The organism is Campylobacter concisus (assembly GCF_003049065.1).
In the GTDB taxonomy this organism is placed as follows: domain Bacteria; phylum Campylobacterota; class Campylobacteria; order Campylobacterales; family Campylobacteraceae; genus Campylobacter_A; species Campylobacter_A concisus_BE.
This window is the reverse complement of record NZ_PISC01000009.1, coordinates 24738-48139: the sequence shown is the minus strand read 5'-3', so window position 1 is coordinate 48139 and position 23402 is coordinate 24738. Positions and strand designations below refer to the sequence as shown.

At 39.2% G+C, this 23402-nt stretch carries 16 protein-coding genes and 1 tRNA gene; all 17 read left to right on the top strand.

Translation table 11 applies throughout. The annotated features are described in order from the left end of the window. The first annotated feature begins 22 nt into the window (after window positions 1-22). On the top strand, window positions 23-4168 hold the full coding sequence (gene rpoB, locus CVS81_RS08120) for a DNA-directed RNA polymerase subunit beta (RefSeq protein WP_107965651.1): 4146 nt from the start codon (window positions 23-25) through the stop codon (window positions 4166-4168). Then, window positions 4155-8669 carry a DNA-directed RNA polymerase subunit beta' gene (gene rpoC, locus CVS81_RS08115; RefSeq protein WP_103567745.1) on the top strand — a complete coding sequence of 1505 codons (4515 nt, stop codon included), beginning with the start codon at window positions 4155-4157 and terminating at the stop codon, window positions 8667-8669. The genes rpoB and rpoC overlap by 14 nt, the downstream gene beginning before the upstream one ends. A 133-nt stretch (window positions 8670-8802) precedes the next feature. Further along, a complete protein-coding gene (locus tag CVS81_RS08110; protein ID WP_012001506.1) occupies window positions 8803-9192 on the top strand; it encodes a DoxX family protein in 390 nt (129 codons plus the stop codon). A 135-nt stretch (window positions 9193-9327) separates the two neighbouring features. Then, window positions 9328-10740 (top strand): Na+/H+ antiporter NhaC, encoded by a 1413-nt coding sequence (gene nhaC, locus CVS81_RS08105; protein WP_048809784.1) that lies wholly within the window; start codon window positions 9328-9330, stop codon window positions 10738-10740. Further along, complete coding sequence (gene iadA, locus CVS81_RS08100; RefSeq protein WP_107965650.1) at window positions 10737-11870, top strand: beta-aspartyl-peptidase; 1134 nt, start codon at window positions 10737-10739, stop codon at window positions 11868-11870. The genes nhaC and iadA overlap by 4 nt, the downstream gene beginning before the upstream one ends. Window positions 11871-11950: 80 nt before the next feature. Then, window positions 11951-12346, top strand: a complete 396-nt coding sequence (rpsL, locus tag CVS81_RS08095) for a 30S ribosomal protein S12 (RefSeq protein WP_002941121.1) — start codon at window positions 11951-11953, stop codon at window positions 12344-12346. A gap of 78 nt (window positions 12347-12424) precedes the next feature. Beyond that, window positions 12425-12895, top strand: a complete 471-nt coding sequence (rpsG, locus tag CVS81_RS08090) for a 30S ribosomal protein S7 (RefSeq protein WP_002941142.1) — start codon at window positions 12425-12427, stop codon at window positions 12893-12895. A 12-nt stretch (window positions 12896-12907) separates the two neighbouring features. Continuing rightward, the gene (gene fusA / locus CVS81_RS08085) at window positions 12908-14986 is read left to right on the top strand and encodes an elongation factor G (RefSeq protein WP_021084241.1); all 2079 of its coding nucleotides are present in this window, start codon (window positions 12908-12910) and stop codon (window positions 14984-14986) included. A gap of 78 nt (window positions 14987-15064) precedes the next feature. Next, window positions 15065-15141: transfer RNA gene (locus CVS81_RS08080), tRNA-Arg, on the top strand. 230 nt (window positions 15142-15371) lie between these two features. Beyond that, window positions 15372-15749, top strand: a complete 378-nt coding sequence (locus CVS81_RS08075; RefSeq protein WP_087582022.1) for a rhodanese-like domain-containing protein — start codon at window positions 15372-15374, stop codon at window positions 15747-15749. Window positions 15750-15901: 152 nt separating this feature from the next. Beyond that, window positions 15902-16336: a Dps family protein gene (locus CVS81_RS08070; RefSeq protein ID WP_002941158.1), complete on the top strand. Its 435-nt coding sequence runs from the start codon at window positions 15902-15904 to the stop codon at window positions 16334-16336. A gap of 83 nt (window positions 16337-16419) precedes the next feature. Further along, window positions 16420-17007, top strand: coding sequence for a hydrogenase-4 component G (locus tag CVS81_RS08065; RefSeq protein WP_107965649.1), 588 nt, complete (start codon window positions 16420-16422; stop codon window positions 17005-17007). A 123-nt stretch (window positions 17008-17130) separates the two neighbouring features. Next, window positions 17131-17568 carry a hypothetical protein gene (locus CVS81_RS08060; protein ID WP_107965648.1) on the top strand — a complete coding sequence of 146 codons (438 nt, stop codon included), beginning with the start codon at window positions 17131-17133 and terminating at the stop codon, window positions 17566-17568. A gap of 268 nt (window positions 17569-17836) precedes the next feature. Further along, window positions 17837-19120, top strand: a complete 1284-nt coding sequence (locus CVS81_RS08055) for a major outer membrane protein (protein WP_107965647.1) — start codon at window positions 17837-17839, stop codon at window positions 19118-19120. A 92-nt stretch (window positions 19121-19212) separates the two neighbouring features. After that, complete coding sequence (locus CVS81_RS08050; protein WP_002941036.1) at window positions 19213-19770, top strand: c-type cytochrome; 558 nt, start codon at window positions 19213-19215, stop codon at window positions 19768-19770. 45 nt (window positions 19771-19815) lie between these two features. Beyond that, window positions 19816-22911, top strand: coding sequence for a cytochrome c biogenesis protein CcsA (ccsA, locus tag CVS81_RS08045; protein ID WP_107965646.1), 3096 nt, complete (start codon window positions 19816-19818; stop codon window positions 22909-22911). After that, the gene (locus CVS81_RS08040) at window positions 22912-23346 is read left to right on the top strand and encodes a fatty-acid--CoA ligase (protein WP_107965645.1); all 435 of its coding nucleotides are present in this window, start codon (window positions 22912-22914) and stop codon (window positions 23344-23346) included. Window positions 23347-23402 lie beyond the last annotated feature (56 nt).

Below are 23402 nucleotides of genomic sequence, written 5' to 3'. Positions count from 1 at the left end.
AAATTACCACGAGGTAGATGCAATGTTAAATAGCTTATACTCAGGAAATCGTCTTAGAGTTGACTTCTCTAATGTCGTTAAAGAGATAGACGTTCCGAACCTACTACAACTACAAAAAAAGAGCTTTGATAATTTTTTAAATCTAAATAACAATCAGACAGAAAGCGGTATCGAAAAAGTTTTTAAGTCGATTTTCCCTATACATGATCCGCAAAATCGTTTGACTTTAGAATATGTTAGCTCAGAGATTGGAAAACCAAAATATACAATCAGAGAGTGTATAGAAAGAGGTCTTACATACTCTGTAAATTTAAAAATGAAAATACGCCTTATCGTCCATGAAAAAGATGATAAGACTGGTGATAAAGTTGGCGTTAAAGATATAAAAGAACAAGAAATTTTCATACGTGAAATTCCATTGATGACAGATAGAATTTCATTTATTATAAATGGCGTTGAGCGTGTTGTTGTAAACCAACTTCATAGAAGCCCTGGCGTTATCTTTAAACAAGAAGAGAGTGCAACTGTTGCAAATAAACTTATCTATACAGCTCAAATAATCCCAGATCGCGGATCTTGGTTGCACTTTGAATATGATACAAAAGATATTTTATATGTTAGGATAAATAAGCGCAGAAAAGTGCCTGTAACCATCTTGTTTAGGGCATTAGGATATAAAAAACAAGACATTATTAAGCTATTTTATCCAATACAAAATTTAGTTATTAAAAATAATAAATTTTTAACTCTTTTCAATCCAGAGGATTATCTAGGAAGAGTTGAGTATGATATAAAAAATGAAGATGGAGAGGTTCTTCACCAAGCTGGCAAGCGCCTAACAAAGAAAAAAGCTGATAAATTAATCGAAGATGGCGTTAAATTTGTCGAGTATCCGATCGAAGCACTTATAGGTAGATATTTGGCAAACCCTGTGATAAACACAGAAAGCGGCGAAATTTTATATGACACACTATCTGCTCTTGATGAGAATAAACTTGCAAAAATTTTAGCTGAGCATGAAAGCATCGATATTATAAACAACTCTGCAGCTGGTGTTGACGACGCTATAATAAATTCATTTATCGCTGACAATGATATGCTTAAGGTTTTAAAACAAACTGAGGGCGTAGATGATGAAAATGACCTTGCTGCGATTAGAATTTACAAGGTTATGAGACCTGGCGAGCCAGTAGTTAAAGAGGCTGCAAAAAGCTTTGTAAATGATATATTGTTTAACCCTGAAAGATATGACCTAACAAAAGTTGGTCGTATGAAGATGAACCACAAGCTCTCGCTTGATGTGCCAGAGTATGTTACTTTGCTAACTAGTGAAGATATCATCAAAACTGCAAAATATCTTATAAAAGTTAAAAACGGACAAGGTCACATTGACGACCGCGACCACCTTGGCAACCGCCGTATAAGATCTATCGGCGAGCTACTTGCTAGTGAGCTTCACCTTGGTTTTGTTAAGATGCAAAAGGCTATCCGTGATAAATTTACAAGCCTAAGCAATAACACTGATGAAATCATGCCTTATGATCTCATTAATCCAAAAATGATCACAGCAACAATTATGGAATTTTTCACAGGTGGTCAGTTAAGCCAGTTTATGGATCAGACAAACCCACTTAGTGAGGTTACTCACAAGCGCCGTCTATCTGCGCTTGGCGAGGGTGGCTTGGTAAAAGAGCGTGCTGGCTTTGAGGTGCGTGACGTTCACCCAACTCACTACGGCAGAATTTGTCCGGTTGAGACTCCAGAAGGTCAAAATATCGGTCTTATCAATACTCTTTCAACTTATGCAAAAGTAAATGACCTTGGCTTTGTTGAGGCGCCTTATAAAAAAGTCGTCGATGGCAAAGTGACTGATGAGATAGTCTATCTAACAGCGACACAAGAAGAGGGCAATGTTATAGCTCCAGCATCAACTAAACTTGATGAAAACGGACATATTGTTGAAGACTTGATCGAGGTTAGAAAAGAGGGCGAGATGATGCTTGCTCGTAGAGAAGATGTTACCTTGATCGACCTTTGCTCTGGTATGATAGCTGGTGTTGCAGCTTCGCTTATCCCTTTCCTAGAGCACGACGACGCTAACCGTGCACTTATGGGCTCAAACATGCAGCGTCAAGCAGTGCCACTACTTCGTTCAACTGCTCCTATCGTTGGAACAGGTATGGAGAGCGTTATCGCAAGAGATGCTTGGGAGAGCGTAAAAGCAAAACGAGGCGGCGTGGTTGAAAAGGTTGATAATAAAAACATCTTTATCCTTGGTGAAGATGAAGCTGGTCCATATATCGATCACTACTCTTTAGAGAAAAATTTAAGAACAAACCAAAATACGACATTTTCACAACATCCGATCGTTAAAAAAGGCGACGAGATCGAGGCTAATCAAATCATAGCCGATGGTCCAAGTATGGAAAAAGGTGAGCTAGCTATCGGTAAAAACGCACTAATCGCATTTATGCCTTGGAATGGCTACAACTACGAGGACGCGATCGTTATTAGTGAAAAAATGATACGTGAAGATGCCTTTACAAGCGTTCATATCTATGAAAAAGAGATCGAGGCTCGTGAGCTAAAAGATGGTGTTGAAGAGATAACAAAAGATATACCAAACGTCAAAGAAGAGGAGCTTATGCACCTTGATGAAAGTGGCATCGTTAAAATTGGTACAGAGATCAAGCCTGGCATGATTCTTGTTGGTAAAGTATCTCCAAAAGGCGAAGTTAAGCCAACTCCAGAAGAGAGACTACTTCGTGCTATCTTTGGTGAAAAAGCTGGTCACGTTGTAAATAAATCGCTCTATGCTTCAGCTTCAATGGAAGGCGTGGTTGTTGATGTTAAAATTTTCACTAAAAAAGGCTATGAAAAAGACATCAGAACAAACAAGGCTTACGAAGAAGAGAAGACACTTTTAGAAAAAGAGCACCACGATAGACTGCTTATGCTAGACCGCGAAGAGATGCTAAAAGTTACAGCGCTTCTTTCTAAAAACCCATTAGCGAGCGATCAAGAGGTAAATAAAAAAGAGTATAAAAAAGGCTCAAAGATCAACAAAGCTGACTTTGAGAATATCAACAGATTTACCCTAAATGCTATCGTAAAGAGCTTTTCAAAAGATATCCAAAAGAAATATGATGAGCTAAAAAATTACTTCCAAAATGAGAAGAAAAAGCTCAAAGAAGAGCACGACGCTAAGATAGAAATTTTAGAAAAAGATGACATTTTGCCAAGCGGCGTTGTAAAACTTGTAAAAGTTTATATAGCTACAAAACGCAAACTAAAAGTTGGCGATAAGATGGCTGGACGTCACGGTAACAAAGGTATCGTTTCAAATATAGTTAGAGAAGTCGATATGCCGTATCTTCCAAGCGGTCAGATCGTAGACATCGTTCTAAACCCACTAGGCGTTCCAAGCCGTATGAACATCGGTCAAATTTTGGAGAGCCACCTTGGTCTTGTTGGTTATCGCTTAGGCGAGCAGATCAATGAAATTTTTGAGACCAAAAAAGGCGAATGGATAAAAGAGCTAAGGGCTAAGATGATAGAGATCGCAAGCGTTGCTAAGCTAATGGATGCTAAAAAAGCTCTTGGCAAGATGAGCGATGAGAAGCTTCTTGAGTATGCAAAAGATTGGAGCAATGGCGTAAGATTTGCAACTCCAATTTTTGAAGGCGTTAAAGCTGACGAATTTGCAAAACTATTTGAGATGGCAAAGATAGATAGCGATGGTAAAACTGAGCTATATGACGGACGCACAGGCTCAAAGATAAGAGAACGCGTTAATGTTGGTTGTATGTATATGCTAAAACTTCACCACTTGGTTGATGAAAAAGTTCACGCAAGAAGTACTGGACCATACAGCCTTGTTACACAACAACCTGTTGGCGGTAAGGCGCTATTTGGTGGTCAAAGGTTTGGTGAGATGGAGGTTTGGGCACTTGAGGCTTATGGTGCTGCTCATACACTAAGAGAGATGCTAACTGTAAAATCAGATGATGTTGAGGGAAGACTTTCTGCTTATAAAGCTTTAACAAGAGGTGAAAACGTTCCTGAGACTGGTATCCCTGAGACGTTCTTTGTTCTAACAAACGAGCTAAAATCACTAGCTCTTGATGTGGAAGTATATGATGAGGATGAGACAAATGAAACTAACTAATTTAAAACCAGTTGAGATAAAAGAAGAGCATAGACCTCGTGATTTTGAAGCTTTCCAACTTCGTTTAGCAAGTCCTGAGAAGATAAAATCTTGGAGTTATGGCGAGGTTAAAAAACCAGAAACTATCAACTACCGCACGCTAAAACCTGAGCGTGACGGCTTGTTTTGTGCCAAAATTTTCGGACCGATCCGTGATTATGAGTGTCTTTGTGGTAAATATAAAAAGATGCGTTATAAGGGTATCAAGTGCGAAAAGTGCGGCGTTGAAGTAACAACATCTAAAGTTCGTCGCTCTCGCATGGGTCACATAGAGCTTGTAACTCCAGTAGCTCATATCTGGTATGTAAATTTCTTGCCAAGCCGTATAGGTGCGCTTCTTGGTATCAAGATGAAAGACCTCGAGCGCGTACTTTACTATGAGGCATACATTGTTGATAACGCTGGCGAGGCTTATTATGACAATGAAAATTCTAAAAAAGTTGAAAAATATGACGTTTTAAACGAAGAGCAATATCAAAGCCTAGCTTCAAGATATGAAGAGAGTGGCTTTAGTGCTAGAATGGGTGGCGAGGTCATCTATGACATGCTAGCTGAGCTTGATCTAACTCAAATTTTAAATCAGCTACAAGAAGAGATGGAGGCTACAAATTCTGAGGCCAAGAAAAAGACTATCGTAAAACGTCTAAAGGTTATCGAGAGCTTTTTAAATTCAGGCAACCGCCCAGAGTGGATGATGATAACAAATTTACCAGTTCTTCCGCCTGATCTTAGACCACTTGTTAATCTTGATGGCGGTAAATTTGCTGTTTCAGACGTCAATGATCTATATCGCCGTGTAATAAATAGAAATAGCCGTCTAAAACGCCTACTTGAGCTTGACGCACCTGAAATTATTATCAGAAACGAAAAGAGAATGCTTCAAGAGGCTGTTGATGCGCTATTTGATAATGGCCGTAGAGCAAATGCAGTAAAAGGTGCAAATAAACGCCCACTAAAATCACTAAGTGAGATTATAAAAGGTAAGCAAGGCCGCTTCCGTCAGAATTTGCTAGGTAAGCGTGTTGATTTCTCTGGACGTTCTGTTATTGTCGTTGGTCCAAAGCTAAAGATGGATCAGTGTGGTCTTCCAAAGAAGATGGCTTTAGAGCTATTTAAACCACATTTGCTTGCTCGCCTTGAAGAAAAAGGCTATGCGACAACCGTTAAGCAAGCTAAAAAGATGATAGAAGATAAGACAAATGAGGTTTGGGAGTGCTTAGAAGAGGTCGTTAAAGACTATCCAGTTATGCTAAACCGTGCTCCGACACTTCACAAGCTTTCTATCCAGGCGTTTCACCCAGTGCTTGTTGAGGGCAAGGCGATCCAGCTTCACCCACTAGTTTGTGCGGCGTTCAACGCTGACTTCGACGGTGACCAAATGGCTGTTCACGTGCCACTATCGCAGGAAGCTATCGCTGAGTGCAAAATTTTGATGCTTAGCTCAATGAACATCTTGCTTCCTGCAAGTGGTAAGGCTATCACAGTTCCTTCACAAGATATGGTTTTAGGAATTTATTACCTAAGCCTAGAGAGAAACGATGAAAAAGGTGCAAATAAAATTTTCTCAAGTGTTGATGAAGTAATGATCGCTGAAGAGGCTAACACTCTTGGTCTTCACGCTAAAATCAAAACAATGGTTGATAATAAGATCATCTTCACAACGGCTGGTCGCTTGATATTAAGAGCTATACTTCCTGATTTTGTCCCTGAAAATATGTGGAATAAGATCATGAAGAAAAAAGATATTGCAAATTTGGTTGATTATGTTTATAGAAATGGCGGCCTTGAAGTAACGGCTGACTTCCTTGATAAGCTTAAAAATTTAGGCTTTAGATATGCTACAAAAGCGGGAATTTCTATCTCTATCGCAGACATCATCGTGCCAGATAGCAAGCAAAAATATATCGACGAAGCTAAGAAAAAAGTTCGTGAAATTCAAAAGCAATACGGCGCTGGTCTTTTAACGGATAGTGAGAGATACAACAAGATCATCGATATCTGGACAGATACAAATAACAGCGTTGCAAGCGAGATGATGAAGCTTATCCAAAGTGATAAGGGCGGATTTAACTCAATTTATATGATGGCTGACTCAGGTGCGAGAGGTAGTGCTGCGCAAATTCGTCAGCTAGCTGGTATGCGTGGTCTTATGGCAAAACCGGATGGCTCGATTATCGAAACACCGATCATTTCAAACTTCCGTGAAGGTCTAAACATAATGGAGTACTTCAACTCAACCCACGGAGCTAGAAAGGGTCTTGCAGATACCGCGCTAAAAACTGCCAACGCTGGTTACTTAACAAGAAAGCTAATCGACGTTGCTCAAAACGTTAAAGTCACAATGCACGACTGCGGTACGCACGAGGGCGTTGAGATCACAGATATCACAGAGAGCGGCGAGCTAATAGAGAGCCTTGAAGAGAGAGTCTTGGGCCGTGTTTTAGCAGATGATGTGATCGATCCTATAACAAATGAAATTTTATTTAGCGAAGGCACATTGCTTGATGAGGAGAAAGCTAAGGCTATAACAGAAGCTGGCATAAAATCAGTAAGCATTAGAACTCCTATCACGTGCAAGGCGCCAAAAGGCGTTTGCGCAAAATGCTACGGCTTAAATTTGGGCGAGGGCAAACTTGTAAAACCAGGTGAAGCTGTCGGTATCATCTCAGCTCAATCAATCGGTGAGCCAGGTACCCAGCTAACACTAAGAACATTCCATATTGGTGGTACGGCTTCTACTGAGCAACAAGACCGCCAAGTCATCGCTCAAAAAGAGGGCTTTATTAGGTATTACAACCTTAGCACATACGAGAACAACGGCAAGAAAATCGTTGCAAACAGAAGAAGTGCAGCTGTGCTACTTGTTGAGCCAAAGATAAAATCAACAATCGATGGTAAAATCGAGATCGAATATGCTCACGAAGATGTAAATATCGTAATCAAGGGCAAAAAAGAAGAGATCAAATATACCATCAGAAGAAACGATCTTGCTAAGCCAAACGAACTAGCTGGTGTTAGCGGAAAGATCGAAGGCAAGATGTATATCCCTTATGCAAATGGCGATAAGGTAAAAGAGAATGAGAGTATCGTTGAGATAATAAAAGAGGGCTGGAACGTTCCAAATCGTATCCCATACGCAAGTGAGCTTAAAATTTCAGATGGCGATCCAGTAACTAGAAAGATCACAGCAGATGCAAATGGTGTGGTTAAATTTTTCATACTAAAAGGTGACTTCCTTGATAGACTAAAAGATATCAAAAAGGGTCACAAAGTAACTGAAAAAGGCTTCTTTGTTGTCGTTTCTGATAAAGATGGACGTGAGGCAGTTCGCCACTACATCCCAAGAAATTCTATCATCCAAGTATCAGATAATGATGCGGTAGAAAGAGCGACAGTGGTCTCACTACCTGAAAAAGATGACAAGCTAATAATCGCTGAGTGGGATCCATACTCAACTCCAACTATCGCAGAAGAAGCTGGTGTGGTTAGCTTTGAAGATGTCGAGCCAGGATATAGTGCGACTGAGCAAGCTGACGAGGCAACTGGTCAAAGACGTCTTGTTATAAACGAATATTTGCCAAGTGGCGTAAAACCAGCGATCATTATCACTACAAAGAGCGGACATTTGATCAAGTATCCACTTGATCCAAAAACTGCGATCTTTGTTTCAAGTGGCGATGAAGTGGCTCAAGCTGACATTTTGGCTAAGACTCCAAAAGCTGTTGCTAAGTCAAAAGATATCACCGGTGGTCTTCCAAGAGTTAGTGAGCTATTTGAAGCAAGACGTCCTAAAAATACAGCTATCGTTGCAGAGATCGACGGTGTTGTTAGATTTGACAAGCCACTTCGCTCAAAAGAGCGCATCATCATCCAAGCAGAAGATGGCACGACAGCTGAGTATTTGATAGAAAAGAGCCGCCAGATCCAAGTAAGAGACGGCGAATTTGTCCATGCTGGCGAGAAGCTAACAGACGGACTTATCTCAAGCCACGATATCTTAAGAATTCTTGGCGAAAAGGCGCTTCACTACTATTTGATCAGTGAAATTCAGCAAGTTTATCGCCGCCAAGGTGTTGCGATCGCTGATAAGCATATCGAGATCATCGTCTCTCAAATGCTTCGCCAAGTCAAAATCGTCGATAGTGGAAATACAAATTTCATCGTTGGCGACATGGTTTCAAGAAACAAATTTAAAGAAGAGAACGAGCGCATCATGAAAATGGGTGGCGAGCCAGCTATCGCTGAGCCGATCCTTCTTGGTGTTACAAGAGCGGCTATCGGAAGTGATAGTGTGATCTCTGCTGCGTCATTCCAAGAGACAACTAAGGTCTTAACAGAAGCGTCAATCGCTGCTAAATTTGACTATCTTGAAGATCTAAAAGAGAACGTCATCCTTGGACGTATGATCCCAGTTGGCACTGGTTTTTATAAAGATAAAAAGATAAAGATCAAAGAAAACTAATATATTAAGCCCTGCATCTGGGGCTTAATCCTCCTATAAATTTCCCTACTTAAATTTACAAAATTTCAAAATTTACAAGCCGTTAATCAATATTAAATAAAATCCCTAACTAAAAATATGTAACGGAGATATTATGAAAAATGTCGATCTTGGACTTTTATTTCTGCGCTTAGGTCTTGGAATTTGTCTTTTTATGCACGGCTTTGGCAAAATTTTACACGGAGTTGGCGGCGTAAAGAGCATTTTAGTTGATGCTGGACTACCTAGTTTTCTGGCGTATTTTGCCTATTTTAGTGAGGTTTTAGCCCCTATAATGATCGCCGTTGGTTTTTACTCAAGGCTTGGCGCGCTCCTAGTTTTTGGCTCAAGTCTTGTCATTTTGTATTCGTATTTTGGCTTATCAAATTTACTTGAGCTAACTAATGTAAATGGCTTTAAAGCAGAGCTTATATATCTTTATATCGCTATGTCACTTTGCATCATCTCTACTGGCAGCGGCAAATACGCTATTAAGCAAGACTAATCTAAATTTAGCACATATTAGATGTGCTAAATTTTCACACATTTTATTTAAATTTTAATTTTATTTTATTTTTTTATAACAATTTAAGTTTCTAGCCTTTAAATTCAAAAATATCTCAAATTTAAAGGACACATGATGAACTCTACAAAAAAAGAGCCTTCGTTTCTGCTAGCCCTTACGCCTATCTTGGTTATGATCGTAGGCCTTGCGCTTGGCGTTGGTTATATGAAACTAAAGGTTGAGCCGATCATTTTGATAGCAGCCCTCGTGGCTGGTGGCATCGCTTGGAGACTAGGATATAGTTGGAGCGAGCTTCAAGAAGGGGTGATAGAGAAAATTTCAAGCTCATTGCCAGCACTTATGATACTTTGGGCAGTCGGTCTGCTTATTGGCTCGTGGGTATTTTCAGGCACTATCCCCATGATCATCTACTACGGCGTGGATCTTATAAGCCCGCAGTATCTAGTCCTAACAGCTTTTGTCATCGCAGCTATCATCTCAACCGTAACTGGCACATCTTGGGGTTCTGCTGGCACAGTCGGTGTTGCCATCATGGGCATAGCTCAAGGTCTTGATGTAAATTTAGCGGCAACTGCTGGTGCGGTAGTCGCAGGAGCATACTTTGGCGATAAGCTCTCTCCACTCTCAGACACGACAAACCTAGCTCCGATAGCAGCTGGCTCAGAGCTTTATGAGCACATCAGACATATGTTTTATACGACTATCCCAGCAACTATTGTTGCGATAGCGGCTTATCTATTCTTTGGTAGCGAGGCGGCAAGCAGTGGTGCAAATGTTTCAGAGTCGGTTTTAGCACTTCAAGGTCAGCTTGATAAAATTTTTCACTGGAATATCATCTTGCTTTTGCCTGTGCTTTTTGTCTTGGCTGGCTCGGTGCTAAAGTGGCCAACTATACCTGTCATGATCATCGCTTCTCTATTTTCAGTGCTTCTTGGCGTTATCGTTCAAGATTTTAGCTTTAAAAATGGCTTTATCTCAGTGATGACTGGCTTTAACGTCACGATGAGCGGCATTAATATGGAGTTTTCAAAAGATATCACCAAGCTTCTAAATAGAGGCGGCGTGAGCTCGGTAAACTCAACAACCATCCTAGTCATCTGCGCTATGGGCTTTGCTGGTATCATCTCAAAAACTGGCATGCTTACAAAGGTACTTCACACCATCATGGCAAGGGTCAAATCAACAGCAGGCGTCATCATCTCGACTATCGGCTCATGCCTAACCGTCGCATTTGTCACAGGTAGCTCATATCTTTCTATCCTCATCCCTGGCGAGATGTTTAAAGACTTTTATAAAGAGAAAAATTTAGCAGCCAAAAACCTCTCAAGAACGCTTGAAGACTCTGGCACCGTGATCGTCCCGCTCATCCCTTGGTCAGCAGCAGGCGCATATATGACAGCCACACTTGGAGTGCCAACGGTAGAGTATTTGCCATGGGCGATACTAAACTACATGGGCGTTGTCTTTGCTATCATTTTAGCACTCACTGGCATTGGCATAGCTAAGATAAACAAGGACGCCAAATGATACTTATAAAAAACGTCAAAATTTACTCGCCAAAATTTCTTGGTCAAAAAGATATATTTATATGTAATGGCAAGATCGTCTGCATAGCTGAAAATTTAGAGCCAAATTTACCAAATGTAAAGATGATCGACGCTTCAAATTTAGTAGCCATACCAGGTCTCATCGATAAGCATGTGCATATCACTGGAGGTGGCGGCGAGGGTGGCTTTAAGACTAGGGTACCTGAGATTATGCTATCAAATTTAATAGAAGCTGGCATAACGACGGCTGTTGGCCTACTTGGAACTGACAGCACGACAAGAAGCGTTGAAAATTTAGTCGCAAAAGCACACGCACTAAACGACGAGGGTATCACATGCTACGCTCACACCGGCGCATACAGCTCTAAAACGCCAACCATAACTGGCGAGATCGAAAAAGATATTGTCTTTGTTGATCCGATAATTGGCACAAAACTAGCCATAAGCGACCACCGCTCATCAAGCGTGAGCAAAGATGAGCTCGCTCACATAGTCTCAGCTGGCAGGGTGGCTGGTATGATCAGCTCGAAGTCAGGCCATACCACGCTTCACATGGGTGATGGTAAAAAGGGCTTAAATTTGATCTATGAAGTGCTAAATGAGTATGACATGCCAATCACGCTATTTCAGCCAACGCACGTAAATAGAAACGAGGAGCTTTTTAAACAAAGCTTTAAATTTATAAAAGATGGCGGCTATATCGACTTTACCTGCATGCCAGGACTTACGCCACTTGAGGCTGTAAAGAGCGTCAAAAAAGAAAATTTACCGACAAACAAGATAACAATTAGCTCAGACGGCTTTGGTAGCTACTCTAGCTATGATAGCGACGGAAATTTACTAAAAATAGGCATCGCTAGCGTTAATAGCTTATATGAAGAGTTTATAAATTTTGTAAAAGATGGCTTTAGTATCGAAGAGGCGTTGCCATATTTTACGACAAATGTTGCAAGAAGTGTAGCCTTGCAAAATAAAAAAGGCGAGATAAAAGAAAATTTCGATGCAGATATTTTGCTAATCGATGATAAATTTGAGATTAAATTTGTCGTTGCAAAGGGCGAAATTTTAAAAGATGACAGTGGTTTTATAAAAAAAGGAACGTATGAATAAGTCTAACTTATTAACCGTTATTTAAGCTTTTTTTAAATAAAATTAGGTCTTTTTAATAAATTTAGTTGAAAGGAATTATTGTGCCAACCATAAATCAATTGGTCAGAAATGAACGCAAGAAAGTGACTGTTAAGTCAAAATCTCCAGCGTTAAAAGAGTGCCCTCAAAGAAGAGGAGTTTGCACTAGGGTTTATACTACAACTCCTAAAAAACCAAACTCAGCTTTGAGGAAAGTTGCCAAAGTTAGGCTTACAAGCGGTTTTGAAGTCATCAGCTATATCGGCGGTGAAGGTCACAACCTACAAGAACACAGTATCGTTTTAGTTCGCGGCGGTAGGGTTAAAGACTTACCAGGTGTTAAATATCACATCGTTCGTGGTGCACTTGATACTGCTGGTGTTGCAAAAAGAACAGTTTCTCGTTCTAAATATGGTGCAAAACGCCCTAAAGCTGGCGCTGCTGCTCCAAAAAAGTAAAAAATTAGGTTCGCAGACGTTGCTTAAATTTGCAAACGTTTGAGTAAAATTTCATAAAAATTTGAAGGAAAAATCAAAATGAGAAGAAGAAAAGCTCCTGTAAGGGAAGTTTTACCTGATCCGATTTACGGAAATAAAATAATCACTAAATTTATTAATTCTCTTATGTATGATGGCAAAAAAAGCGTCGCTACAGAGATAATGTATGGTGCTATTAAAGCTATCGAAAAGAAAAATGCTGAGGTTAAAGGCATCGACGTTTTTAACGACGCTATTGAAAATGTAAAACCTATTTTAGAAGTTAAATCACGCCGTGTTGGTGGTGCTACTTATCAAGTGCCAGTTGAGGTTCGCCCAGCTCGCCAACAAGCTCTTGCTATCCGCTGGCTTATAACTTTTGCTAGAAAAAGAAGCGAAAGAACAATGGTTGATAAATTAGCAAATGAGCTTTTAGATGCGGCAAATTCAAAAGGTGCATCTTTCAAGAAGAAGGAAGATACTTACAAGATGGCAGAGGCTAATAAAGCATTTGCTCACTACCGCTGGTAAGAAAGAATTAGTATGGCAGAGAGAAAAACGCCTTTACATAAGGTAAGAAATATCGGTATTGCGGCTCACATTGATGCTGGAAAGACAACTACTAGTGAGAGAATTTTGTTCTTCACTGGTATGAGCCATAAGATAGGTGAGGTTCATGATGGCGCTGCTACTATGGACTGGATGGAGCAAGAAAAAGAGCGTGGTATTACTATTACATCAGCTGCAACTACAGCGTTTTGGAAGGGCTACCAAGTAAACCTAATCGACACTCCGGGACACGTTGACTTTACTATTGAAGTTGAGCGTTCTATGCGTGTTCTTGATGGTGCTGTTGCGGTATTTTGTTCTGTTGGCGGTGTTCAGCCACAGTCTGAAACTGTTTGGAGACAAGCAAATAAATATCACGTACCAAGAATTGTTTTTGTTAATAAAATGGACAGAATTGGTGCAAATTTCTTTAGAGTTGAAGAGCAGATCAGAGAAAGATTAAAAGCAAATCCAGTACCTATCCAAATTCCTATCGGTGCAGAGGACAACTTTAAAGGTGTGGTTGATCTTGTAAGAATGAAAGCATACGTTTGGAATGACGAGAAAAAGCCAACTGACTATGTAGAAGAAGAAATTCCAGCTGAAGTTAAAGATAAGGCTGAAGAATATCGCGCAAAACTAATCGAAGCTGTTTCTGAAACAGACGATAGCTTGATGGAGAAATTCTTTGCAGGCGAAGAATTAACTGAAGAAGAGATCAAAAAAGGTATAAAAGCAGGCTGCTTAAGAATGACTATCACACCTATGCTTTGCGGAACTGCGTTTAAAAACAAAGGTATCCAACCTCTGCTTGACGCAGTAGTTGATTATCTACCAGCTCCAGATGAGATCGCAGCGATAAATGGTGTTTATGAAGATGGCACTGAAGTGACTGTTGAAAGTACAGATGATGGCGAATTTGCTGCTCTTGCGTTTAAGATTATGACTGACCCATTTGTTGGACAGCTAACATTTATCCGTGTTTATAGAGGAAGCCTTGAAAGTGGTAGCTATGCTTACAACACAGTTCAAGACTGCAAAGAGAGAATTGGTCGCTTGCTAAAAATGCACTCAAATAAACGTGAAGAGATTACAGAGCTTTTTGCTGGTGAAATCGGCGCTGTTGTTGGCCTAAAAAGTACCCTAACTGGCGATACTCTTGCAAGCGAAAAAGATAAAGTTATCCTTGAGAGAATGGACTTCCCAGAGCCAGTTATTAGCGTTGCAGTTGAGCCAAAAACAAAAGCAGATCAAGAGAAAATGGCGATCGCTCTTCAAAAACTAGCTCAAGAAGATCCAAGCTTTAGAGTTAGCACTGATGAAGAGAGCGGACAAACTATCATTAGTGGTATGGGTGAGCTTCACCTAGAGATCATTGTTGATCGTATGCTTCGTGAATTTAAAGTTGATGCTGAAGTTGGTCAGCCACAAGTTGCATACCGCGAGACTATCCGTAAGGCAGTTGAACAAGAGTATAAATATGCTAAACAATCAGGTGGTCGTGGTCAATATGGTCACGTATTCTTACGTATCGAGCCACTTCCAGCTGCTAGCGGATTTGAATTTGTTAACGACATCAAAGGTGGTGTTGTTCCAAAAGAGTATATCCCAGCTGTTGAAAAAGGTTGTAAAGAAGCGCTTCAAAGCGGTGTTCTTGCTGGATATCCAGTTGAAGATGTTAAAGTTACACTTTTCGATGGTAGCTACCACGAAGTTGACTCATCTGAAATGGCATTTAAACTTGCTGCTTCAATGGGCTTTAAAGAGGGAGCTAGAAAAGCAGGTGCGGTTATCCTTGAGCCTATGATGAAAGTTGAAGTCGAGACTCCAGAAGAGTATATGGGTGATGTTATAGGTGACCTCAATAAGCGCCGTGGCCAAGTAAATTCAATGGATGATAGAAATGGTGTAAAAATCATTGCTGCTTATTGTCCACTTGCTCAAATGTTTGGCTACTCAACAGATCTTCGCTCAATGACTCAAGGTCGTGCGACTTACTCTATGGAATTTGATCACTACGAAGAAGTTCCTAAAAACGTAAGTGAAGAGATCATTAAAAAGAGAAATGGCTAATTAGCCAAAATAGGGCAGAGCGATCTGCCCTTTAAAATTTAACTACTTGGATAAAAATTTAAAATATCTTGTAAATTTGTCCTCATAGCTCAGCTGGATAGAGCGCAGAATTCCTAATTCTGAGGTCGTGAGTTCGAACCTCGCTGGGGACACCACTCCTGCTTTTAATACCATGCAATAACAATCTTTTGTAAAGTATTTTAAATCATTTAGATTTAGAATTCGTCTTCTTTTATAAGTAGCTAGCTTTGAAATTTAAATAAATTTATTTTTATTCTTAATCGTATTATTCACATGATTTTATTATCAATAAAATTTATCAACAAAAATTTTATATATTTAATAATTCATGCTAACATTTCAAAAATTTATTTAAGGAGAGCAGATGAAAAAAATTTTACTTTTAGGAGCTGTTTGTTGCATGTTGTCAGCTGACGTTAAAACTGTTAATATAAGTCCAGATGAGATCAAAAAATATGATCAGATCGTTGATATTAGAACTCCATCCGAATGGCAAGAGACTGGCATCATAGCTGGTGCTAAGACCATCACTTTTGATCCAAGTAATAAGAGTGCATTTTTAGATGAGCTTTCAAAAGCGGTTGATATCAAAAAGCCTATCGCTCTTGTTTGTAGAAGTGGTAGAAGAAGCACAGCAGCAGCTGCAGCGATAGATAGCACAGATCTTAAGATTATAAATTTAGATGGTGGCATGAGTAGTTTGATCGAGCAAGGCTACAAAACTACACCTTATAAAAAATAGACAAATCTCTAAATTCTACATTTGGTTACAAGATAAATTTATTTTGTAGCCAAAATTTATACTAAATAATAAAATTTATTATTTGATTAACCAGTGATTAACTCTAAGTCAATATAATTTCATCACATTTAAACAATAAAGAAGGAGACAAAATGTCAAAAGTTATTTTACAGTTAAACACAATTCAGGCTGATGCAAATGCACTTTATATCAAATTTCATGATCTTCACTGGAATGTAAAAGGTATTCAATTTTTTAGCGTCCACGAGTATACCGAAAAAGCTTATGAGGATATGAGTGAGATTTTTGATGACGCAGCTGAGAGAGCTCTTATGCTTGGCGGCAGACCTATCGTCAAGGCTGAGGAGCTAGCAAAAGTCGCTCACATAAAACACGAGCCAAAAGAGAGCTACACTCCGACTGAAGTTTTGGATATTGTTTTGGCTGATTACAAGCACCTTTTGGGCGAGTTTAAAAAGCTTGATGAGCTTGCAGAGGGTGACACAACAACTCAGATGTACGCACAAGATCAAATAGCTAAATTTGAAAAAGCAATCTGGATGCTAAACGCAACACTTGGCAAATAATCACAGCGGGAGCTCTCCCGCTTTACCCTAAATAAATTCCACCTTTTGGCGATATAGTTTTTATAAACTTATAGGAGCCAAATATGCAAATCAGTCAAATCGTAAGCTCATACAGCACTTCAAGCGTAAAAGAAAATGTAAAATCAGAAATTTCGCTTCATAAAGATGAAAAAGAGGTTTCTAAAAAGCAGCCCGAGGTTTCAAATTTAAGTGCGAAAGAGATATCAAATAGCTACTTTTTGCAGTATCAAAAAGAGATTACTCAAAGCACTAGCTCAAATTTACTAGCGCAAGGCGGTCTAAGCTTTAACGTACCTGAAAATTTATCAGACATTTTAGCTGGACTTGATCTAGCAGGCATCGGCTACAACGGCAAAGCTCTAGGAGAGCTAAGTAGCGATGAGGCGAGTGAGCTAGTTAGTGAAAATGGTTTTTTTGGCATCGCAAATACAGCTGATAGGATAGCCGGCTTTGTACTAAATGGCGCAGGTGATGATGTAGAGAAGCTAAAAGCTGGTAGAGAGGGCGTGGCAAAGGGTTTTGAGGATGCAAAGAAAATTTGGGGCGGAGAGCTTCCTGAAATTTCACAAAAGACTATTGAAAAGACCCTTGAGACGCTCGATAAAAAGATCGCCGAGTTTGGCGGTAACGTCTTAAACGTATCAGCTTAAATTCCTTGGGGTCTCTCCCAAGAAATTTATATATTAATGTAAGCACAAAACTCAAATTTTAAAACTCGCAAATTTTATTTAATCTTAAAAGCTATACTTTTCTCTTTATATTAAGGAGAAAAGATGAAAGCTAAAATTTTACTTCCTCTAGCAGTAGCCACTATGTTTTTGGGATGTTCATTTTTTGATGACAACCCACCAGTCCGTAAGCAACCAAGACAAGCTGCCAAAACTACACCTGCAAAAAGCTCCATTAAAGGCTTCATAAAAGATGTCAGCTATAAAGATTCGAAATACTGCTACGAGATAGTAGCCAGCGATGTGAAAAATCACAAACTAAACAAAGCAAATTTTTGTGCAAACAGATATTATTACGATAAGGGTGATCTTGTCTATGCGACTTTTTACGCAGATAAGCTCATAGACATGCTTCTTATAAAAGAGGGCGGCTCCAGAGGTGCATTTAATGGCATAAGAAAACCACAAAATGAAGTGGTCGTTAAAAGAAAAAATATAAAAACAAATATTGAAGTGCCAAAAGAGGAGAAAATTTCTTTTTAGATTACCGTTGATTTACTGCTAGCATATATAATTTCATCAGCAATCAAAACTAGAACTCCTTTTAAGGGGCGAAGCAACGGCCCCTTTTTCTTTTTATCCCCTTTTAAAAAGTTTCATTTTTAAAGATTAAATTATCAAAATGTACCTCTTTTTGGTCAAAATCGGTAAACGATCGGTAACAAAAATGCAAAATTTTATGATTTTTTAAGCTTCATCTTAAAATTTATTGATTATAATCGTCGACACAAAAACCTTAAAAGGAGAAAAAATGAAACTAACAAAAATTAGTTTAGCCGCTTTGGTTGCTTTAGGCGCATTCTCAAGTGTAGCAAGTGCTACTCCACTTGAAGAAGCTATAAAAAATGTAGATCTTTCAGGATTTGCAAGATATAGATATACAAACGATAAAAGAACTGGTGAGTATTCTAATACAAAAGCAGAGTCTGGCTCAAAAGCTGGTCATAACTTTAAAATGGTGACAAATTTTAAAGCTGCTATTGATGATAACTTCTTTGGTGTCATTGGTCTAAGATACAATGCTACTGATAACTCTGGAGATAATACTCAAGATGATCAAGGCTCTGCAGGTAAAGGTACAGATAAGACAGATACAACTACAGGATTTGGCGTTCACCAATTCTATCTTGGTTATAAGATCGGTGGTACTACTATAACAGCTGGTAAACAAGAGATAGGTTCATACTTTACTGATGATGCTATCGGTACTGGCGTAAAAGTAGTAAATCAAGATATTGAAGGTCTTACTTTAACTGGTTTAGCTTTTGATGCTCTTGAGGGCAATAAAATAGAGAGCAATGGCGACTTATATGATGCTATTGGTAAAGATAATGGAATAAATAAATATGACGTTGGTAACCTATATGCGGTAGGCATTGCTGGTTCATATAGCCCAATAGACTTCCAACTATGGTATGCAAGCTTAACAAACCTAGCTGACCTTCTTGCTGCTGATGTAACTGCAAACTTTGCTATAAATGATGATATTAGCTTAGGCGGTAGAATCAACTATGTAAATAGTACAGCAGATGTAAGCGCAAAATCACACCTATCTAAAAGTATAGATGCATCTAATGGTGTTGCAAACTACAACGATGGTAACTTCTATGCTGGCGAACTTACAGCTTCACTATTTGGTCTTGATGCAAGATTAGGTTATATGGGTTGGAAAGTTCAAGATAAAGGTGTAACATCATTCAGCTTTGAAGATCAAGGTAGTTTAATAAATGTTGGTGAACTTACACTTGATCACACTTGGGCTGATGGTAAAGCTAACTTAATATATGCAACAGCTGGATATACATTTGATAAATTTACAGTTGGTGCAGACTATATAAAAGGTCATATTAAACATGCTGCAGCTGCTGGTAAAGATGGCAAAGAAAAAGTTGAAGAGATCACTCCAAGATTTGCATACGCATATAGCAAAAAGTTAACATTTAGCTCATACTATGCATTCAAAACTTCTAAATTTGCTGATGAGGGCAAAAATAAAGAAGATCAATTTAGATTTGAAGCTAAATACTCATTCTAATTCATAGCTCGTTAATCAACTTATGATATAATCCCGGGTCGGAGCAATCTGATCCGGGATTTTTAAATTTAGAGCAAATTTCAAGGAAACTTATGAAAAATATCAAAATTTCTTTTTTGGCGTGTTTTTTGGTGGCAAATGCCTTTGCAGCTTCTCAGGTTTATTATATAGAAGCTCGTGGAGAGTTTGGTAAAGAGCTTGCCGAAATGGCAAAAAAGCAGGCTAATGACAGAAATGAAAAAGTAAATGTCTATGTCGATGAAGATCCAAGACGCTATAAAGACAATAGAATTTTAAAATTTGGCGTTGATAGAAAAGGTAGATATAGCGTTTCTTTAGGAAAAGAGCTCTATGAGAAACAATGCGCTAGCTGCCATGGCGAAAGCGCAGACAAAAGACCATTTGGCTCAACACCACTTAAAAACATGGATGCTAAAGATATAGAAGATAGTATCATCTCTTATAGAAGCGACTCAAGCTTTGGTGGTAGCGGTAAAAACGTAATGCAAAACCAAGCTAAGATCGTCTCAAACAATGATCTAGGTGCAATACTTGCTTATCTAAAAGGTAAAGATGCACTTGCAGATCAAGATACAAACGAAAATAAACCAGTTTCAACCGAAACAAAGCAGGGCAGTTATTTAAGATAAATTTCACTTCGGTAGCTTTGCCACAATATAAATAAAAGGAAGCAGATGTTAAATCCAAAAACATTATTTTTAAGTATGGGCTCAGCTATCGTTTTGATGATAATCTTTGCTGTAGCTAGCGGAGCCGCCACAATAATAGAGAGCAAAACCAGCACTGAAGCAGCTTGGTACTATGTTTATGGCGCTGGCTGGTTTGCGCTCATCCAACTACTTCTTGGTATAAATTTAGCTTTCAATATCTTTAGATACAACCTAATAGATCCTAAAAAACTCCCATCACTCATCTTTCACTTAGGTTTTATCGTCATCTTAATCGGCGCTGGCATCACAAGATACCTTGGCTTTGAAGCTGATATGCATATACGTGAAAATACCGCTTCAAACGTCGTTAGTACGAAGGTTTCGTATATAAATTTAACTGCGCTTAACGACAAAGGCGAGGAGACCAGCTCGGCTATGCCTTTGGGACTTGCTGATGTGAAGAAGGGCTTTGATCTAAAGCTAAAAACAGCAGACGGTGAGGCTAGTTTAAAATTTAAAGAATTTGTGCCAAATGCAAGTTATAAATTTGTAAACGATGATAGCGGAAAGCCTGTTGTTGAATTTGTAGTCTCAAACGAGAGTGAAAGCGAAGAGATATTTTTACTTGAAGAAGAAGAGGCAAGGGTTGGAGATATCAGCTTTATCTTTAATGCTAAACCAGATGAAAAGAAAAAATACGTTCTTTTTAGACTAAATGATGGAAATTTCACAGTTACTTCAAATGCTGATCTTTCAAAATTTACTATGGCGGATAGTTCAAAAACTGAGCTAAAAGCTGGCAGCGTGAATGAATTTGGCACAGGCAGCTTATATACTATCTCAAATATAAATTTTGCCCCAAGGCTAGTCTCAGCGCACGCTTCAAGAAAGCTAGTTAGCTCGAAGGATAGCGAGTTTAATGCGTTGATAGCTGAGCTAAACTACAAAGGTGAGAGTAAAGAGATGCATGTATTTTACAACCTAATGGAGCCTTCACGTATCGCCGTGGCTGGGCAGAAATTTAACGCCTCATGGGGAGCTCAGCAGATAAAACTCCCATTTAGCCTATACTTAAAAGACTTTGAGCTAAAAAGATATCCTGGCTCAAATTCTCCTATGAGCTACTCAAGTGAGGTTGTAGTAAAAGACGGCACGAATGATCCTGGGTTTGACTATAGAATTTATATGAACCACGTGCTTGATTATGATGGATATAGATTTTTCCAAAGCTCATACGATACTGACGAGAAAGGCACGATCCTCTCTGTCAATAAAGACCCAGGCAAGATCCCGACATATATCGGCTACTTTTTGCTAGGTCTTGGCTTCTTGTTAAATGTCATAAACCCTAACAGCCGCTTTAGAAAGCTTGCAAAACTAATAGATAATGAATCAACAAAAGGCGGTAAAAAGGTTGCTGCACTCATAGCGGCCTTACTTTTGGGCTTAAATTTTAGCTCGCTAAAGGCTGAGGACTTCTTGCCACGTATTAGTAAAGAGCATGCTGACAAGCTTGCTAGACTCATCGTACAAAGTCCAGACGGCAGAATGAAGCCATTTGATACGCTTAGTAAAGAGGTTTTAAACAAAATCCACAGAGGCGAGAGCATAGGTAGTTTAAATTCAAACCAAGCAATGCTTTCTATAATGGTAACACCTGATTTTTGGCGAAATGAGAAGGTCATCGCGCTTGGTCAGAGCAAGGAGCTAAAAAAAGAGCTAGGCGTCGATGAAAATGCAAGATACGCAAGCTTTGATGAATTTTTTAAAGCGACAAAAGATGGTGGAAGCGAGTATAAACTAACAAAATTTGCTGAGATAGCAAACCGCAAGCACCCAGGCTCACGCAATACATTTGACAAAGATGTGATAAAGATCGATGAGAGACTAAATGTATTTTATATGATATTTATCGGTGAAATTTTCAAAATTTTCCCAAAACAAGACGATCCGTCAAATTCTTGGTATTCGCCAGCTAGCGCGATGATGTACTTCTCACCAAAAGAGGCTGAGCTAGTCGTTGGCATGATGAGAGAGTATTTCTCAGCTGTTGATGCAGCCTCAAAGGATAATGACTGGAGTAAGGCGGATGCAGCGCTTGAGAAAATTTCAGCCTATCAGCACAAATACGGCGCTGCAGTCATGCCAAGTGAGAAAAAGATAGATATAGAAATTTTGTTTAATAAATTTCAAGTATTTGACCGCTTGACACCGATATATCTTTTGGCTGGACTTGCACTTTTACTATTTGTTTTTGTCAAGATGCTAGCACCAAAAGTGCAGATAAATGGCATAGTTAAAGCTGTATATATTATAAATTTACTAGCCTTTCTTGCGCACACAGCTGGCCTTGGACTTCGCTGGTACATCGCTGAGCACGCCCCTTGGAGTAACGCCTACGAGTCGATGGTCTATATCGCTTGGGCGCTTGGTCTATCTGGCATCATCTTTGCAAAACGCAGTCCGATCGCACTTGCGCTTACATCTATATTAGCTGGTGTTACACTATTTGTTGCGCACCTTAGCTGGATGGATCCGCAGATCACGACGCTTGTGCCTGTGCTTCAGAGCTACTGGCTAACTATCCACGTCTCTATCATAACTGCAAGTTATGGATTTTTAGGCCTTTGTGCGTTGCTTGGTGGATTTACTTTACTGCTTATCATCTTGCAAAACAAGAAAAAGCCAAATTCAGAGATCGCACGCAATATCACTGAAGCGACACGTATAAATGAGATGGCGATGATCCTTGGTCTTAGCTTACTTACGCTTGGAAACTTTTTAGGTGGCGTCTGGGCAAATGAGAGCTGGGGTAGATACTGGGGTTGGGATAGCAAGGAGACTTGGGCGCTAGTTTCGATCCTTGTCTATGCGGCAGTGCTTCACATGAGATTTATACCAAAGCTTAATAATCAATACGCATTTGCTGTTGCCTCATTTTTTGCCTATTGGTCGATCATAATGACCTATTTTGGGGTAAATTTCTATCTAGCTGGCATGCACTCATACGCAGCTGGAGATCCGCTTCCAGTGCCTGATTTTGTCTGGATAAGCATCGTAGTGATGATAGCGATGAGCGTTCTTGCATTTACGAAACGCTCTCTTTGTACAAGGCTATAGATGCTTCTTAAAGGCTTGATAGTCTTTTTTGTCTTTTTGCTTATAGTTGCCATTTGCGCGCTAATCTATCTTTTGCTAAAAAACAAAGATCATCAAGTCTTGGCAAGAGGGCTAGAAGCTGAGAGCGAAGAAGAGATCACGATCGAAAAGCTTGAAGAACTTGCTAGCGATAAAACTCTAAGCAAAAACGAGATTTTTGAGCTTATACAAATTTTTGGAGAGAAATTTATAATACCAGCGAAAAAAAATCAGGTCGCTCCAAAAGAAGCTAGCAACTACATAAATTTTATAATCCTCATCTGCTCTCACCAAAATGCCGATGCAAAGCTTATTAGCTTTTTAGACAAAGAGGCTAAAAAGAAAAATCCAAGCTATGTTGCAGAGATCGAAGATAGCGAGAGGATAGGCATAGAAAACCGCAAAAATCGTAGGTAAATTTAGCTCTGTTTTTAAATTTAAGAGCACAAAACATCGTTTGCAAAAATCAAATT

What these genes read in the sequence shown, in the direction of transcription:
- rpsG (WP_002941142.1), top strand. Translation starts at nt 12,425, where the DNA reads ATGAGAAGAAGAAAAGCTCCTGTAAGGGAAGTTTTACCTGATCCGATT.
- CVS81_RS08050 (WP_002941036.1), top strand. Translation starts at nt 19,213, where the DNA reads ATGAAAAATATCAAAATTTCTTTTTTGGCGTGTTTTTTGGTGGCAAAT.
- CVS81_RS08065 (WP_107965649.1), top strand. Translation starts at nt 16,420, where the DNA reads ATGCAAATCAGTCAAATCGTAAGCTCATACAGCACTTCAAGCGTAAAA.
- fusA (WP_021084241.1), top strand. Translation starts at nt 12,908, where the DNA reads ATGGCAGAGAGAAAAACGCCTTTACATAAGGTAAGAAATATCGGTATT.
- ccsA (WP_107965646.1), top strand. Translation starts at nt 19,816, where the DNA reads ATGTTAAATCCAAAAACATTATTTTTAAGTATGGGCTCAGCTATCGTT.
- iadA (WP_107965650.1), top strand. Translation starts at nt 10,737, where the DNA reads ATGATACTTATAAAAAACGTCAAAATTTACTCGCCAAAATTTCTTGGT.
- rpoC (WP_103567745.1), top strand. Translation starts at nt 4,155, where the DNA reads ATGAAACTAACTAATTTAAAACCAGTTGAGATAAAAGAAGAGCATAGA.
- nhaC (WP_048809784.1), top strand. Translation starts at nt 9,328, where the DNA reads ATGAACTCTACAAAAAAAGAGCCTTCGTTTCTGCTAGCCCTTACGCCT.
- CVS81_RS08055 (WP_107965647.1), top strand. Translation starts at nt 17,837, where the DNA reads ATGAAACTAACAAAAATTAGTTTAGCCGCTTTGGTTGCTTTAGGCGCA.
- CVS81_RS08110 (WP_012001506.1), top strand. Translation starts at nt 8,803, where the DNA reads ATGAAAAATGTCGATCTTGGACTTTTATTTCTGCGCTTAGGTCTTGGA.
- CVS81_RS08060 (WP_107965648.1), top strand. Translation starts at nt 17,131, where the DNA reads ATGAAAGCTAAAATTTTACTTCCTCTAGCAGTAGCCACTATGTTTTTG.
- CVS81_RS08070 (WP_002941158.1), top strand. Translation starts at nt 15,902, where the DNA reads ATGTCAAAAGTTATTTTACAGTTAAACACAATTCAGGCTGATGCAAAT.
- CVS81_RS08075 (WP_087582022.1), top strand. Translation starts at nt 15,372, where the DNA reads ATGAAAAAAATTTTACTTTTAGGAGCTGTTTGTTGCATGTTGTCAGCT.
- rpoB (WP_107965651.1), top strand. Translation starts at nt 23, where the DNA reads ATGTTAAATAGCTTATACTCAGGAAATCGTCTTAGAGTTGACTTCTCT.
- CVS81_RS08040 (WP_107965645.1), top strand. Translation starts at nt 22,912, where the DNA reads ATGCTTCTTAAAGGCTTGATAGTCTTTTTTGTCTTTTTGCTTATAGTT.